This is a genomic window from Nitratiruptor sp. SB155-2, assembly GCF_000010325.1.
GTDB lineage: Bacteria > Campylobacterota > Campylobacteria > Campylobacterales > Nitratiruptoraceae > Nitratiruptor.
This window is the reverse complement of the sequence record NC_009662.1, coordinates 490,206-503,933: the sequence shown is the minus strand read 5'-3', so window position 1 is coordinate 503,933 and position 13,728 is coordinate 490,206. Positions and strand designations below refer to the sequence as shown.

Sequence of the window (13,728 nt, the reverse complement as noted above, 5' to 3'; positions counted from 1 at the left end):
CAACAATATATAATGAAAGGTGAGAATGAAAAGAGTATATTTTTTTTGTATATTTCTATACACATTCTCTTTCTCTTTTGCGCAAACGATCATTCTCGATGATAACAAAATAAAAAATATCACACCTTCTACACTCTACTATCTCGATAGAAACTCTCAGTCAAATCTAAACTATCTTTTGCATCACAAACAGCTATTTCAACAAACGAATGTCAATAAATTATTGCTCGGTTATCAATACGATGCTACCCTTTGGCTTCTCTTTCGCATAAAAAACCCTTTTGATAAAGCTATCACAAAAGTTTTAGAATATGACTATCCTATCCAAGAAAAGATCTGGCTGTACGATCTCAATAGCTCCAAAGTATATGAAAGTGGATACCGATTAAAAAAACTGCCCTCACACTATCTCACCCATCCCTTTTTAATCTTTTTCAAGCCATATGAGGAAAAAACTTTTTTGCTCAAAGCCCAGGATCAAAATGTGGGGTTCTTCGCAAAACTCAATCTTGCCGATCCAGCATACTACGAAGCAAAAAATGAAAAAGACAAACTTGTTACCTTTTTGTTTCTGGGTGCAATGCTAGCACTGATCGCATATAATATTTTTCTACTTTTTATGACAAAGGATGTAAGTTACCTTTACTATGTCATTATGGTCAGTTCGTTTCTCGTATTAGAACTTTTCGAATCGGGATTTTTCCCACTCTTTTTCAAAAACTTTTTTATGAGTACAACCGCTATATATACACTTTTGCTTATTATGGCTCTCTCGATCATTATGTTTACAGTCGAGTTTTTACAAACAAAAAAAAACTTTCCAAGAATTCATAAATTTCTTCAATTATTAATCGCTTTTAGCCTCATTCTATATCTACTCAACATTACAGATATCGTCAGTACCACACCACAGCGGATCATCTATATGATTATGTTTTTCATTATGATTGTTATTGGATTGTATGCCTATTTCAAAGGATACAAACATACTATCTATTATATTACTGGATGGAGTCTTCTGTTCGTTGTTGCCGTCCTGCTTGGTCTGAAACAGGCCGGATTTATATCATGGATCGATCACTTTCCATATTTAGGAAAAATCTCGATTTTTTCTGAGGCAATTCTCTTTTCTATGGCATTGTCTGCAAGAATCAACGCATACAAAGCAGAAAAAGAGCGTGCTACCAAACAGCTTTTAGAAAAAAAAGAGATCGAAAAAGCTAAACTTGAAGCCTATGCAGATCAAAAGACACAAGAGCTCACAAAAGCGCTCGAAGAGAAAAATGTCCTCCTCAAAGAGCTCCACCACCGCGTAAAAAACAATCTTCAAATCATTATATCCCTTTTACGATTGCAATCTGACAAACTGAGCAACCAAAAGATGCAATCGATCCTCACAGAAGCAGAGAGCCGTATCAGAGCGTTGAGCAGCGTCCACGAGATGCTTTACAAAAGTGACAATATAGCCTACATTGACGCACAAGAATATATCCAAACATTGGCTAGTGAACTACAACACCTTTTCTCACAAAAAGATATAGCAATTCATGTAAAAAGTAACGCAATATTTTCTATGGATAAAGCGATATACACGGGTCTCATTATCAATGAGCTCCTTACAAATGCCTTCAAACACGCTTTTCCGGATAACAAAGGGGCTATTTTTATAACTTTAGAGCAAAAAGGGGATCTATATGTTCTCACTATTCAAGATACGGGAAAGGGATTCAAGAGCTCACATGCATCAAAAGAGAGTTTGGGATTGAAACTCGTCCATATATTGGTTCAGCATCAGCTTAAGGGACGTATCGATATCGATACGTCCCATGGAACGAAATATATGATCACTTTTTAGCGCATCACGAGTCAAAGTGGATCTGTTCTCGAATTGTCGTCAATCTTTGCAATTTTGCCTTATTATGCTGTCTGGTCTCTTGGAACCAATACGGGTTAACCCACTCATTTTGGTCTTTGGAAATAACTTCAACTTCTAGCTTCTCTTTGCTATCCTCCTGAAACCAGTATGGATTTATCGTATCGGCATACAAAAATGCTGCTACAAACAAGATTCCAACTATCATTCTCATAGTACTCTCCTTTTTCGATAAAAATCGAAAGAATTATAAACGAAGAACGTTCCAAAAACGTTCTAAAATGTCACATTTTTGTCACATTATTGGAGAATACACCCAATACCTGGAATACTTTTGAGGCAATCTTTTGAAAGTTTTGAGCGAAGTCTGTGAATGAGTGTCCTACGAGTCGTCTCGCTTACAGGTTTCTGGGGCCACAATTCGAATTCGATTCTTTCGAAGGAAACAAGTTTTCCTCTGTTTTGAAGAAGGAGATGCAGCAGTTCCCTCTCTTTTTTTGTGAGTGTTATCTCCTGGTTATCCTTTTTCAATACTGATCTATTCTTATCATACTGCACACCTTCGCACAACTCCAATATTTTGTTATCGAAAGCGTTCTTGCCCAAAGCAAGATTGATTGCTGCATAGAGTTCAGGTCTACGAAAAGGTTTGATCAAATAACCATCGGGCTGGCAATCGAGGGCTTCACGAAGTGTTGTTTGATCTGAATATGCTGTCAAAAAGATGATTGGTATATCAAACTCTTTTTTTACAATCCGACACGCATCGATTCCATTTGTACCATTTGCAAGATAAATATCCATTATGACTACATCCGGTTTGGTGTCGCGTATTGTTTCTAGAACCAAACTGGCATCATCAACAATCGCTATACACTCAAATCCAACTTGCTCAAGTGCACTTTGGATCTCAAAAGCCACGAGGCTTTCATCTTCTACGATTACAATCCTTTTTTTCATAGACAGCTTTTAATTTTTATAAATTTTTTATAAATATACATGCTGTTAGATTATAAATTTATTAAATCTAGAAAAGATTCAACAATTTTTCGGCTTCGGCCGGTATTTTGTTTTTCAATTTTTTCTGCAATTTCTGTTTCACCTGATCTTTCAACAAAGCTTTCGCGTCAACGGAAACTTTTGGTGATTTGAGACTGCCTTTGATTTTTACAAAAACTGGTCTTTTTTTGATTTCCACTTTCAACTTTGCATTCACATACTCTTTCTGGAGATCAACAAGAGCGTCTTTTGAACTGATATGAGTCAGTCGACTCTCCATATCGAGATTGGATAAGATTTTCTTTTTATCTATGATGCTATGAAGCGCAGTTACTTTATACACCTCTCTTGTGATATCGAAGTTTGCCATTTGCTGGAGCAAAAATGTCATTTTATTTGGCAAGATCCTGCCATCATACGCTTTGGCAACCAGCGTTCCTTTTTGAGTTGATATATTGTATTTTAGATCTGCTTCCATAGAGGAATCAAAGATTTTTGGATAATAGAGCATATAAGTAAGTGCCGTTACTTCGATATTTTTGAGTTTTGCATGTAAATCACTGTTTTTCAAAACCGCATCAACAGTTCCGCCAAGAGTTTGTGAATGTGCAGTGACAACAAGATCTTTCGCTTTTTGCACTTTTCCAGTTACAGTGATTTTTCCCCGCATACGCCGATTGGTTAAAAAATAGAGTTTTGAAAGATTTGGGATATCGACAACATAAGGGATCGTAAGAGTGTTGTTTTTCAAGTTATAAACAACATTCTCCAAATTTGCTGTCGCGATGGTAGAATCAAATGACATCTTTGTAGTGATTTTTTGACCATCTAATATACTTTTTTGATCAATCCTATAGTTGATTGTTGCTTTCTTTATGCCAAACTCTTTCTCGATCTCTTTTTCATTCACTTTTCCGTGCAAGATTTGCGAAACAATACTTCCCTTTAGATTCTTTACATTCAGACTATCAAGTTTGATATCACTATTAAGAAAGCCATATGTACGCACGGGCTGATAAACCATGTATTGTAATTGCGCCAAATCTGCATTTTTTATGGTTGCAGTTAGACTTTCAGGATTCAACTCTTTTACTACAACTGTGTATTCGGTACCACTCTTTGCTATATCACTGATTCCTTTGATCGTAAATTGATCTAAAGTGCCTTTAATACGCCCCTTCGTATTCAAAGGCCCTCGCAGTTTTTGACGGTGCAACGGTTCAAGAGCCGCTAAATCATCTATTTTGATGTTGTATGTCAGGTCGAAACGTCTTTGAAGCGGATTTAGATCCCCGTGTACAACGGCAATCGATTTTCCAATCTCCAATACAATATCCATCGGAGCGATTTGAAACTTTCGTAATGCAACTTTCACAGGTAGTTTTTGATTAAGGTAGCTTTCTATTTCCGGTTTTAAAACTTGGTTTCCACTTTTTGTAAAAAGTAATCCATAGATACCAACTAAACCTATAAGAATAGAGACGATTAAGAACAACCCTATCTTTTTCATAATAATACTCCTTTATCTTGACTCTATTATAGCCTATAATCAACCATTTCTTTTTTATATTATATTGACAAAAAATTTTAGTCTTATCGATGTAGATTTAATGATATTCATAGTTTAGTTTAAGCTTTATTTAAGCATATTCTCTGTAAAATTTTGGCACTGAAAAACAGTAAGTGACAAAAACTTGATAAAGGAGGCCGCAATGAATTTCCAACCACTTGGAAACAGAGTTTTAGTTGAGAGAGTAGATGAGCCTGAAAAGACACCATCCGGAATCATTATTCCTGATAATGCGAAAGAAAAACCGCTTGAAGGAAATGTTTTGGCAATCGGTCCAGAAGTAGAAGAAGAAGGACACATTAAAGTTGGTGACAGAGTTGTTTTTGCTAAATATAGCGGAACAGATATTACATTAGATGGAAAAGAGTATTTGATTTTACAAACTGACGATATTCTTGGAATTTTGAAATAAGAAGGGGGTGAAAAATGGCAGCAAAAGAGATTCATTTTAGCGATATTGCAAGAGGAGAACTTTTTGAAGGCGTTAAAAAACTGGCAGACGCCGTAAAAGTTACTATGGGTCCAAGAGGACGAAACGTACTCATTCAAAAATCTTTTGGAAGTCCAAGCATTACAAAAGACGGTGTAAGTGTTGCAAAAGAGATCGAGCTTCCAAATACTGTTGAAAACATGGGTGCACAACTTGTTAAAGAGGTTGCAAGCAAAACTGCTGATGAAGCAGGTGATGGTACAACAACTGCAACAGTTCTTGCATACAACATTTTTAAAGAAGGTCTTCGAAACATCACAGCAGGTGCAAACCCTATCGAAGTAAAACGAGGTATGGACAAAGCTGCCGAAGCAATCGTTGCTGAGCTTAAAAAGATCGCAAAAGAAGTGAAAGATAAAAAAGAGATCGCGCAAGTTGCAACAATTTCTGCAAACAACGATCCAAAAATCGGTGAGCTTATAGCAGAAGCGATGGAAAAAGTTGGAAAAGATGGTGTTATCACTGTTGAAGAAGGAAAATCTCTTCAAGATGAACTTGAAGTTGTTGAGGGTATGCAGTTTGACAGAGGATACCTCAGCCCATACTTTGTAACTGACACTGAAAAGATGGAAGCAGTACTTGAAAATGCATATATCCTGCTTTACGACAAAAAAATCAGCAACATGAAAGACTTGCTTCCAGTCCTTGAAAAAGTTGTACAAACAGGCAACAAACCGCTTCTCATTATCGCTGAAGATATCGAAGGTGAAGCACTTGCGACACTTGTTGTAAACAAACTACGAGGAACACTCAACGTTTGTGCTGTTAAAGCGCCAGGATTTGGTGACAGAAGAAAAGCGATGCTTCAAGATATTGCGATCTTGACTGGCGGGCAAGTGATCAGTGAAGAAGTTGGTAGAACGCTTGAAAGCGCAACACTAGAAGATCTTGGACAAGCTGACAGAATCGTAGTAGACAAAGAAAACACTACAATCGTTGGCGGAAAAGGCGACAAAGCAGCAGTTGAAGCGAGAATCAAAGAGATTAAAGCGCAAATCGAGCAAACAACAAGCGAATATGACAAAGAAAAACTGCAAGAACGACTTGCCAAACTTGCTGGTGGTGTAGCAGTTATCAAAGTCGGTGCTGCAACTGAAACTGAGATGAAAGAGAAAAAAGACCGAGTCGATGACGCATTGGCAGCTACTAAAGCAGCTGTTGAAGAAGGTATCGTCATCGGTGGTGGTACTGCACTCGTTCGAGCAGCGAACAAAGTAAATCTTGATCTATGCGGCGATGAGAAAATCGGTGCTGAAATCATTCTTAGAGCTATCAAAGCCCCTCTCAAACAAATCGCTGAAAACGCTGGATTTGATCCAGGTGTAGTAGCGAACAATGTTGAAAACGCTGAAAATGAAAACACTGGGTTCAATGCAGCAACCGGTGAATATGTAGATATGTTTGAAGCTGGTATCGTTGACCCGGCAAAAGTTGAAAGAGTTGCATTGCAAAATGCAGTCTCAGTTGCTAGCTTGCTTCTTACAACAGAAGCGACTGTAAGTGAAATCAAAGAGGACAAACCTGCAGCTCCTGCTCCTGATATGGGCGGAATGGGTGGAATGGGCGGAATGGGATTCTAATCCCTTCCCTCCGCCATTTTTCTTCTCAACTCCAAAGCCATACTCGGAAAATCCGTCGCTATAACATCCACTCCTTTTTCAATGCACTCCATCATCAAGGACTCTTCATTGACTGTCCAAGCAACCACTTTCAATCCCAGTGCATGGGCAAATCGATTTGCTTTTTGGGTGGCTATCTTGTAGTGAGGCAAGACAAAATCGGCTCCAATCGCTTTTGCTTCTTTAATTTTTCCAGGCGGCCTGCTATAGACCAGTCCTGCCACAATCTCAGGATCATTCTTCTTGGTCTGCTCGATCACTTCTTCATAAAAACTGATTATAGCAATCCATTCCTTCGCATCATGCGCATGCACCATCTGTATGACTTTATCTGTTAGACTTGGTTCTTTAATTTCTAAAAAGAGCCCACATTTACCGTCAACTGTTTGTAAAGCTTCTTTGAGTGTGGCAATCGGCTCTTTTCCAAAGACTTTATACTTTTGCAGCTCATCAAAATCCACATCGTGTACTTCTTTCATGATGCCTGCAATACGGGTCAAATCCGGATCATGTAGCAAAATGAGTCTGCCATCCTTTGTGCTTCGAATATCCACTTCAACAATATCGACTCCGATGGAAAGTGCATACTCAATTCCTCTAATCGTATTTTCGACACTCTCTTCTCCTCCCCCACGATGCGCCACGATGCCAAAAGGCTTTATCGATAATTTTTCTTTAATGAGACTCATTTATAAGCTCCTCTAAGATATGCAAGGCCCTCTCTTGCTCTTTTTGCGACAATTTCCCATGTCCGATATACTGGACCCTTCCATTTTGATCAAAAATCATCACGACTTGATCGTTATCCGGCAGTTGCCATGCATGAACCAAAACTTTCTTGTTGTCCTTGACATATACGGTATATGGATACTTCTTCTGTTTTGCTTTCAATATGGCATTCAATAAAAAATTGGGAATCCAGGTTGCAGCCATGTTGATAATTGCGATGGAGGTGTACCTGTTCCTATCAAAATTTTTGGCTTTTACCTTTTCAAAAAAGGGCTCATTCAGATCCCTTTTATCAGGATCCGAATATATGACCAAGTAGACTTTCCCTTTCATTGAAGCCGTATCAAAAGGGCTTCCATCAATTGTACCGCCTTTATCTTTTTCCAGTACGACACGTTTGGGAATCGTCCCTATCTCCAATGCCATCAAAAAACATGCAATGATAGAAAGCATAAAAACCTTTTTCATCATACCCTCCTAAAACCAAAACCGAATGCCGGTAACAAATCGATCTTTCACTTTGCCCTCTTCTCTTTTCAAACCACCAAAATTTCTAGTAACAGAATATCCAATATAGGGAGCAAACTCTCTTTGTATTTCATAACGCAATCGAAAACCAACGGTTATGTCATTGAGTCCTTGAAAAATGCCAGCTTTTTCAATATCTTTGCTAAAGATCCTGCTCTCGATTCTTGAATTTAAAATGAGTCTTTGCGTAAAGAGCGTTTCATATTCAAAATCAAAATCAATTCCCACACCTCCTTCACCAAAAAGCAGTTTTGTTCTCGTTTCAATAAAGTAAGGAGCCAGTCCCATAAGGGTAATTTCACCAAAAGTGGCTCCTTTGTCTTTCATATCGTGTTCCATTCCAATTTGTAGATCGAAAAATGGGGTAATGGCATGGGAAAAGACGATCTCGTTTTCCTGCTCTTTACTATCTCCCTCGCTATACAGATAGATCTTATTCGCATCATACCCTATAAAAAAACTGGCATCCCAAGAAGGTTTTCCTTGTGATGAGGCTTCAAACTGATCGACTAGCATCTGATATCGAAAGATATCTCCGCCTCCAGCAAACATGCCCGTAACCAGGAACAGCAATACAACAAAATTTTTCATGAGAGCACCTTTACTTCTCGAAACATCCCACCCATGTGATACAGTAGATGGCAATGAAAAACCCATCGCCCAGTTGCATCCACATTGATGCGCATACTCAGTTTACTGCCCGGCTGCACATTGACGGTGTGTTTTCGCAAAATTTTTCCATCTGCTTTTTCGATATCACTCCACATACCATGAAGATGCATCGGATGATTCATCATCGTATCATTGATAAACGTTATTCGCAGTCTTTCACCATAACGAAACTGCAAAGGTTTTGATTCGTAGTAAGGAATCCCGTTTATTGCCCAGATATAGCGCTCCATATTGCCTGTTAAGTGCAATTGGATCTCACGATCTGGAAATCTGTTTTCGATATTTGGCGTATGCAGATCAGCGTAGGTTAAAACTTTTCTTTGAACGCTTCTTAATCCAACTCCTGGATCATCAAGTCTATACCTTGCACCCTTTGCCTCCATCGTCCAAGCAATTCCCTTTTTCATAGGCAAAGGGGTCTTTGGAATCTTTGTTGTATGAGCCATTTTTTTCTTCATATGATTCATTTTCATCCCATCCATAGCCATACCCATATCCACCATAGAGAGAGGTTCATACGGATAGGACTCTGGTATAGGAGCTCTTTTTTGAGGTGAAGTGCTCAAGATTCCATACACATACCCATACCGATCGATACTTTGAGCAAAAATGGTATAGGCTTCTTGCGTTGGACAAACCAATACATCATAACTTTCAGCCACCGCGATGCGAAGATCATCCACCTCGACCGGTTCAACGGGCACGCCATCTGCAGCCACAACCTTCATCTTCAATCCGGGAATTCTTACATCAAAATAGCTCATTGCCGATTGGTTGATCAGTCTTAAACGAACCTTCTCACCAGGCTTAAAGAAAAAATGGGCTGGATTTTTGTTTGTATGTTCGTTGATGCAGTAGGTATACGTATAGGCAGTCACATCAGAAAGATCTCTATCATCCATACGCATCTTGTTCCACATTGCTCGTCTTTGCAAAGCTTTGGCAAATCCAAACTGCTGTACCTCTTTTGCAAAATCGAAAACTGTTCTTTTTTGAAAATTGTAGTATCCGCTTTGAAGTTTTAGCTTTCTATATATGGTATCTGGATCTTCGTCACTCCAGTCGTGAAAACCTACCACATAGTCTCTATCGGCATCTATATCGTCATCAATCACGATTGCCCCGTGTAAACCGGTCTGTTCTTGAAAACCGCTGTGAGAGTGATACCAGTAGGTACCGTTTTGCTCTACCTTGAACCGATACGTAAAGCGTTCTCCTGGCATAATCCCAGGATAACTCACACCCGGTACTCCATCCATCGTATAGGGTAAGATGATACCGTGCCAATGCAAAGAGGTAGGCTCATCAAGATGGTTCGTCACGTGAATCGTAACAAAATCACCCTTTTTCCATTTCAGCGTGGGAGCCGGCAACATATCGTTAACCGTGGTTGCTATAACAGGCTTGTCGCCAAAACGTACCCACGTCTTTTTAATATGCAGATCAAATTCGTTTCCTTCAAGGAGTTGTGTTGGCTGATGCTCTCCGATATCCTGTTTTGCAAGAGCAGGAGTGACAGCGATAAGACCAAAGAGTGCACTACTTCGCAAAAAATCTCTGCGTTGCATTGTTCATCCTTTTTTGATATCTTAAAGAATTATAATAAAGAAAGTATGGAAAATGCGTGTAAAAACCATATTGATGCTCTTTTTTTTCTTTCTTTCACTCCTCTCGGCACCCATACACAGAGAACAGGTAGCCATGGGCACTTTTGCATTTATCACTCTTGATCAAAAATACTCTTTTGCAACGTCTATCTTTTTCCAAACTCTCAAACAAGTAGAATCTTCCCTCTCCTCTTTCCCAAATGGACTTGTATACAGACTCAACCATCACCGCTGTATTCAAAAAGATCCAATAGTACAAGATGCCATAGAAAAAAGTTTGTACTACTATAAACGAAGCGATGGCTACTTTGATATTACAATCGGATCTCTAACAAAACAACTTTTTGGTTTCGGCACTCCTCAAGAGAAAATCCCAACAATTAAAGATCTCAAAAAGGCAACTCTTGGCGTAGATGGTATTCATATGGATCAAAATAGCATTTGCCTGGATAAAGGCATCATGATAGACCTCGGTGGCATGGGAAAGGGATACGCTATCGACCTTGCGGCAACGAGACTCAAGAAAATGGGTGTTCAACAAGCAGTTTTTGGCCTCAGTGGCGACATTCGCTGTCTTGGACAATGTCAAATTAAAGTACAAAACCCTTTTGAATCTGAAACTGTAGCCACCATTCGATCGAGCTCAAAAGATTTTGCAGTATCGACCAGCGGAACGTATAGGCGCTATATCAAAGATACCCGTTACAATCACCTCATAGATCCCAAAAGAAGAAGATCACAAAAATCGATCGCTTCGGTTACATTGGCAGGGAGTCGACAAAACGCATTTTTAGACGCAATGGCCACAGCAATCGGTGTTATGCCTCTGGATAAAGCATTGATGCTTGCACATTCTCTCAAAAACATCGATTATCTCATAATCTTGAAAAACGGTACGATGATAAAACATGGTAAAAGTATTTCCATTACCAAACCTACCGGTTTTATCCTTTTTCCTTCAACCGTATCAGCATATATACACTTACTGCGACAAACTGAAAAGTAAATAGAAGAGAAAATAGAAGATGTATGCTTGGTTGATTGAGGAGTAAAGCAATCTGATCAATGAAAGCGAATCCAAAGAGAAGCATACCCCACCGCAAAAATGTCTCACTGTTTTTCATAAACAGGAAAAAATGGAGTATCACAAACACCATCACAGACATGGAAAAAAGATGGGGCGTAACAATCTGCAAGGAGTGTTCAAATGTGTGTGATTGCCAAATCCCGTTCATGAAAAAAAGAGTTGCTCCAGACAGTACTATGGCAATAGTATACACTCCAATCCAAAAGATAATTGCCTTGTATCCAGATTCGATATATTTCATGAAAAATTGAGTCCCCATACTGTCTTGGCAGCCATATAAAGAGCTACCAAATGCCAAAATATTTCACATACTGCCCATACAACCACTCCACTTATCCCTAAAAAAGGAATCTCTAAAAAGAACATTTGAGAAAAGAGTGCCGTTATAAAAAGGAGATGAATAAATCTTTTTCTCTTTTCACAGAGGCGTATGAAACTTGCAGCAATGACACTAAGAACAATGACAATATAAAAGAGATTGGTATGTACCTGCAAAAGAATCTCTTCAAAAGGCAAAGGTTCAGTAAAAAGCTCCTCGTTTCCTATAATCGTTGCTGATACGCTTTCAGGATTCCAACCATACTTCCACCCATACAGTAACAGATGTGAAACGAGAGAAAGCATCATCAAACTAAGCAGGCATGTGAGCAAATATCGCATGGACGCGTGTTTTCGGATATCTTTTATTACAAAAAAACGCATCATTTCCCTTTTATGGCAATTTCATATATCGCCAAAGCGATTCTTGCCCCGTCAACAACGCTTCTAGCCGACATCGTCGCTCCGGTGATTTTTGGAACATCCCTTCCAACTCTCAAAGGCTCTTGCAAACTCTTTCCTTCTACCAGTTTGATCCAGCTCTTTTTTGGTTTGTATTCAGGAGGCTCAGCAAAAGCAAGAATCTCAATCTGTTTTAAAGTTCCATGTTCATCTATGATATATAAAATAGCCGCTTTTTTGGTTCGAACTTTCTGAGAAAGCACTATAGCTGTACAGAGACGTTTTTGTCCATTCATGGCTTGATAGTATCGAACAACTTTGGATTTGATTCTTTTTTTTGCCAACTTTTGTACGGCAAGAAACTGCTGTTTATCCAGTAAAAGTGTCTTTTTCTCTACTTTTTTCGCATCTGGACAAGAGAGCAAAAGGATCGAAGCTATATCGATTCCTTTTGCATACATAGCATGAACAGATAAAACGAAAAATAGTAGCATTTTAGAAAATGAAGCCAAGCCCGAGGGAAACCGTATCGACTTTGTCACTGCCATCATTATTGTCCTTTATCTGATAATCTGCTTTCAAAACCACTTGCTCATGTGGATAAAAATTGAAACCAAACGTCCAGTTTTCAATATCATTCATCTCGTTTTGCCCATTGGCTGTCTCTTTGACGGGATTATAGTTTTCATATTGTATGAAAACTGGAAGACGAAAGGAAGAACCTACCAAACTTAAAACATCATATTCCGCATTGAGATAGTATCCTTGCGCTTTTTTAGGTGCAGAAGGTGCTATATTTTTGGCATTATCCAAAAAAGCTTGTGTAAAAAGCCCTCGAAACATAAAAGCATCTTTTTGATACATCGCGTGCAGATCATAAATAAACAAGGAAGTATCAGGTACATTTGTTTTTGCGTTTGAACCGCTTCCATAATAAAAGGACCCTCCTACCGTCAAACCTTCTACACCACTATAATCAAGTCGTCCGGTAAGAGCAAGTTTTTGCATCGTCGCTTTATTTGCCGAGCCCCACCGACCGTTTCGTATCCATTTTTTTCCTGACGCTACGGCATCTGCATTGTTGGCATTCAAAGCATTGATGATACCAATATGGTAGTCAAAATCGCTCTTGCCAATTTTCCCGTAGGCTATGACACCGGTTTCACTCCAAGTGCTTGGGATGATATACGTTTCTGTTTCTGGACGCAAAACAGTAGGAAAGAGCGTTGGCTCATGCTTTTGGTTTACAAGCCCTACAGGAACAAGCTGGTTTCCTACTCGCACATTAAGATTTTCACTCAATAAAAAGTCAAGATACAAAAACTCTATTGCGACTTCCTCGCCACCATGTTCAAACTCCAGCTCACTGTTCAAAACGATCCAATCATTAAATTTATAACCGATATAGGGAACAAAACGATACACATCAGTTATTGCCTTTTGCCCACTGCTATCCGCCCAGTATAACTCTCCATATCCACCAATTGACAGAGGGTTTTGCGTGTAGTAGACTTTTGATGCAGCTGAACCCAGTCCACTATGACTTTTTGATGTATCCACCGTCTGAAACCACCCTTCACTTTGAATCGTTCCAAGCTCTTCGAGCATCGTTTGGGAACGTTCTTCCTGCTTTTGCTGTTTCATCTCAAGTTCCAAAATTCGCTCTTGCATCTTTTTCATTTGGGCTTTGAGCTCCTCCAGTTCTGAAGCGAATGCAGGTAGACTCATGGCAACTACCAATGATAAAGGAACAATTTTTTGAAAATATGACATCTCATTCTCCTTATTTGAAATTGATTATCATAATTGTACTTATTATTTCTTATATTTTTTT

General features: G+C 38.9%; 15 protein-coding genes. 4 read left to right on the top strand and 11 right to left on the bottom strand.

The genetic code is table 11. The annotated features are described in order from the left end of the window. The first annotated feature begins 25 nt into the window (after nucleotides 1-25). Entirely contained in the window at nucleotides 26-1,855 is a 1,830-nt protein-coding gene (locus tag NIS_RS09965) for a 7TM diverse intracellular signaling domain-containing protein (protein ID WP_012081891.1), read from the top strand. Between the two features lie 4 nt (nucleotides 1,856-1,859). On the opposite strand, the gene NIS_RS02825 is transcribed toward NIS_RS09965, so the two are convergent. The 3 genes from NIS_RS02825 to NIS_RS02815 all read right to left on the bottom strand — a co-directional run bounded on the left by NIS_RS02825 (nucleotide 1,860) and on the right by NIS_RS02815 (nucleotide 4,382). Then, nucleotides 1,860-2,087, bottom strand: coding sequence for a hypothetical protein (locus tag NIS_RS02825; RefSeq protein WP_012081890.1), 228 nt, complete (start codon nucleotides 2,085-2,087; stop codon nucleotides 1,860-1,862). Nucleotides 2,088-2,173: 86 nt separating this feature from the next. Further along, on the bottom strand, nucleotides 2,174-2,833 hold the full coding sequence (locus NIS_RS02820; RefSeq protein ID WP_012081889.1) for a response regulator: 660 nt from the start codon (nucleotides 2,831-2,833) through the stop codon (nucleotides 2,174-2,176). 67 nt (nucleotides 2,834-2,900) lie between these two features. Continuing rightward, nucleotides 2,901-4,382 (bottom strand): hypothetical protein, encoded by a 1,482-nt coding sequence (locus tag NIS_RS02815; RefSeq protein WP_012081888.1) that lies wholly within the window; start codon nucleotides 4,380-4,382, stop codon nucleotides 2,901-2,903. A 202-nt stretch (nucleotides 4,383-4,584) separates the two neighbouring features. Here NIS_RS02815 and groES point away from each other — a divergent pair, with 202 nt between their 5' ends. Together groES and groL are read left to right on the top strand one after the other, a co-directional pair. Beyond that, nucleotides 4,585-4,854, top strand: coding sequence for a co-chaperone GroES (gene groES, locus NIS_RS02810; protein ID WP_041353991.1), 270 nt, complete (start codon nucleotides 4,585-4,587; stop codon nucleotides 4,852-4,854). A gap of 14 nt (nucleotides 4,855-4,868) precedes the next feature. Continuing rightward, nucleotides 4,869-6,512, top strand: coding sequence for a chaperonin GroEL (groL, locus tag NIS_RS02805; RefSeq protein WP_012081886.1), 1,644 nt, complete (start codon nucleotides 4,869-4,871; stop codon nucleotides 6,510-6,512). Here groL and NIS_RS02800 read toward each other — a convergent pair. From NIS_RS02800 to NIS_RS02785, 4 genes are read right to left on the bottom strand one after another with little or no spacing between them, the layout of a single operon-like run. Then, nucleotides 6,509-7,240, bottom strand: coding sequence for a glycerophosphodiester phosphodiesterase (locus NIS_RS02800; RefSeq protein WP_012081885.1), 732 nt, complete (start codon nucleotides 7,238-7,240; stop codon nucleotides 6,509-6,511). The two genes, groL and NIS_RS02800, sit on opposite strands and share 4 nt — an antisense overlap. Next, on the bottom strand, nucleotides 7,227-7,748 hold the full coding sequence (locus NIS_RS02795; protein ID WP_012081884.1) for a YtfJ family protein: 522 nt from the start codon (nucleotides 7,746-7,748) through the stop codon (nucleotides 7,227-7,229). Before NIS_RS02795 ends, NIS_RS02800 begins: the two co-directional genes overlap by 14 nt. 9 nt (nucleotides 7,749-7,757) lie before the next feature. Further along, nucleotides 7,758-8,399 (bottom strand): copper resistance protein B, encoded by a 642-nt coding sequence (locus tag NIS_RS02790; protein WP_012081883.1) that lies wholly within the window; start codon nucleotides 8,397-8,399, stop codon nucleotides 7,758-7,760. Further along, nucleotides 8,396-10,048 (bottom strand): copper resistance system multicopper oxidase, encoded by a 1,653-nt coding sequence (locus tag NIS_RS02785; protein ID WP_012081882.1) that lies wholly within the window; start codon nucleotides 10,046-10,048, stop codon nucleotides 8,396-8,398. The genes NIS_RS02790 and NIS_RS02785 overlap by 4 nt, the downstream gene beginning before the upstream one ends. A 52-nt stretch (nucleotides 10,049-10,100) precedes the next feature. On the opposite strand from NIS_RS02785, the gene NIS_RS02780 reads away from it, so the two are divergent. Next, on the top strand, nucleotides 10,101-11,093 hold the full coding sequence (locus NIS_RS02780) for an FAD:protein FMN transferase (RefSeq protein WP_012081881.1): 993 nt from the start codon (nucleotides 10,101-10,103) through the stop codon (nucleotides 11,091-11,093). Here NIS_RS02780 and NIS_RS10140 read toward each other — a convergent pair. From NIS_RS10140 to NIS_RS02760, 4 genes are read right to left on the bottom strand one after another with little or no spacing between them, the layout of a single operon-like run. Further along, entirely contained in the window at nucleotides 11,032-11,415 is a 384-nt protein-coding gene (locus NIS_RS10140; RefSeq protein ID WP_012081880.1) for a hypothetical protein, read from the bottom strand. The two genes, NIS_RS02780 and NIS_RS10140, sit on opposite strands and share 62 nt — an antisense overlap. Further along, complete coding sequence (locus tag NIS_RS02770; protein WP_012081879.1) at nucleotides 11,412-11,876, bottom strand: hypothetical protein; 465 nt, start codon at nucleotides 11,874-11,876, stop codon at nucleotides 11,412-11,414. Before NIS_RS02770 ends, NIS_RS10140 begins: the two co-directional genes overlap by 4 nt. After that, entirely contained in the window at nucleotides 11,876-12,442 is a 567-nt protein-coding gene (locus tag NIS_RS02765; RefSeq protein WP_158297268.1) for an FMN-binding protein, read from the bottom strand. Before NIS_RS02765 ends, NIS_RS02770 begins: the two co-directional genes overlap by 1 nt. Next, complete coding sequence (locus NIS_RS02760) at nucleotides 12,390-13,667, bottom strand: outer membrane beta-barrel protein (protein WP_012081877.1); 1,278 nt, start codon at nucleotides 13,665-13,667, stop codon at nucleotides 12,390-12,392. The genes NIS_RS02765 and NIS_RS02760 overlap by 53 nt, the downstream gene beginning before the upstream one ends. Nucleotides 13,668-13,728 lie beyond the last annotated feature (61 nt).

What these genes read in the sequence shown, in the direction of transcription:
- NIS_RS09965 (WP_012081891.1), top strand. Translation starts at nt 26, where the DNA reads ATGAAAAGAGTATATTTTTTTTGTATATTTCTATACACATTCTCTTTC.
- NIS_RS02825 (WP_012081890.1), bottom strand. Translation starts at nt 2,087, where the DNA reads ATGAGAATGATAGTTGGAATCTTGTTTGTAGCAGCATTTTTGTATGCC.
- NIS_RS02820 (WP_012081889.1), bottom strand. Translation starts at nt 2,833, where the DNA reads ATGAAAAAAAGGATTGTAATCGTAGAAGATGAAAGCCTCGTGGCTTTT.
- NIS_RS02815 (WP_012081888.1), bottom strand. Translation starts at nt 4,382, where the DNA reads ATGAAAAAGATAGGGTTGTTCTTAATCGTCTCTATTCTTATAGGTTTA.
- groES (WP_041353991.1), top strand. Translation starts at nt 4,585, where the DNA reads ATGAATTTCCAACCACTTGGAAACAGAGTTTTAGTTGAGAGAGTAGAT.
- groL (WP_012081886.1), top strand. Translation starts at nt 4,869, where the DNA reads ATGGCAGCAAAAGAGATTCATTTTAGCGATATTGCAAGAGGAGAACTT.
- NIS_RS02800 (WP_012081885.1), bottom strand. Translation starts at nt 7,240, where the DNA reads ATGAGTCTCATTAAAGAAAAATTATCGATAAAGCCTTTTGGCATCGTG.
- NIS_RS02795 (WP_012081884.1), bottom strand. Translation starts at nt 7,748, where the DNA reads ATGAAAAAGGTTTTTATGCTTTCTATCATTGCATGTTTTTTGATGGCA.
- NIS_RS02790 (WP_012081883.1), bottom strand. Translation starts at nt 8,399, where the DNA reads ATGAAAAATTTTGTTGTATTGCTGTTCCTGGTTACGGGCATGTTTGCT.
- NIS_RS02785 (WP_012081882.1), bottom strand. Translation starts at nt 10,048, where the DNA reads ATGCAACGCAGAGATTTTTTGCGAAGTAGTGCACTCTTTGGTCTTATC.
- NIS_RS02780 (WP_012081881.1), top strand. Translation starts at nt 10,101, where the DNA reads ATGCGTGTAAAAACCATATTGATGCTCTTTTTTTTCTTTCTTTCACTC.
- NIS_RS10140 (WP_012081880.1), bottom strand. Translation starts at nt 11,415, where the DNA reads ATGAAATATATCGAATCTGGATACAAGGCAATTATCTTTTGGATTGGA.
- NIS_RS02770 (WP_012081879.1), bottom strand. Translation starts at nt 11,876, where the DNA reads ATGCGTTTTTTTGTAATAAAAGATATCCGAAAACACGCGTCCATGCGA.
- NIS_RS02765 (WP_158297268.1), bottom strand. Translation starts at nt 12,442, where the DNA reads ATGGCAGTGACAAAGTCGATACGGTTTCCCTCGGGCTTGGCTTCATTT.
- NIS_RS02760 (WP_012081877.1), bottom strand. Translation starts at nt 13,667, where the DNA reads ATGTCATATTTTCAAAAAATTGTTCCTTTATCATTGGTAGTTGCCATG.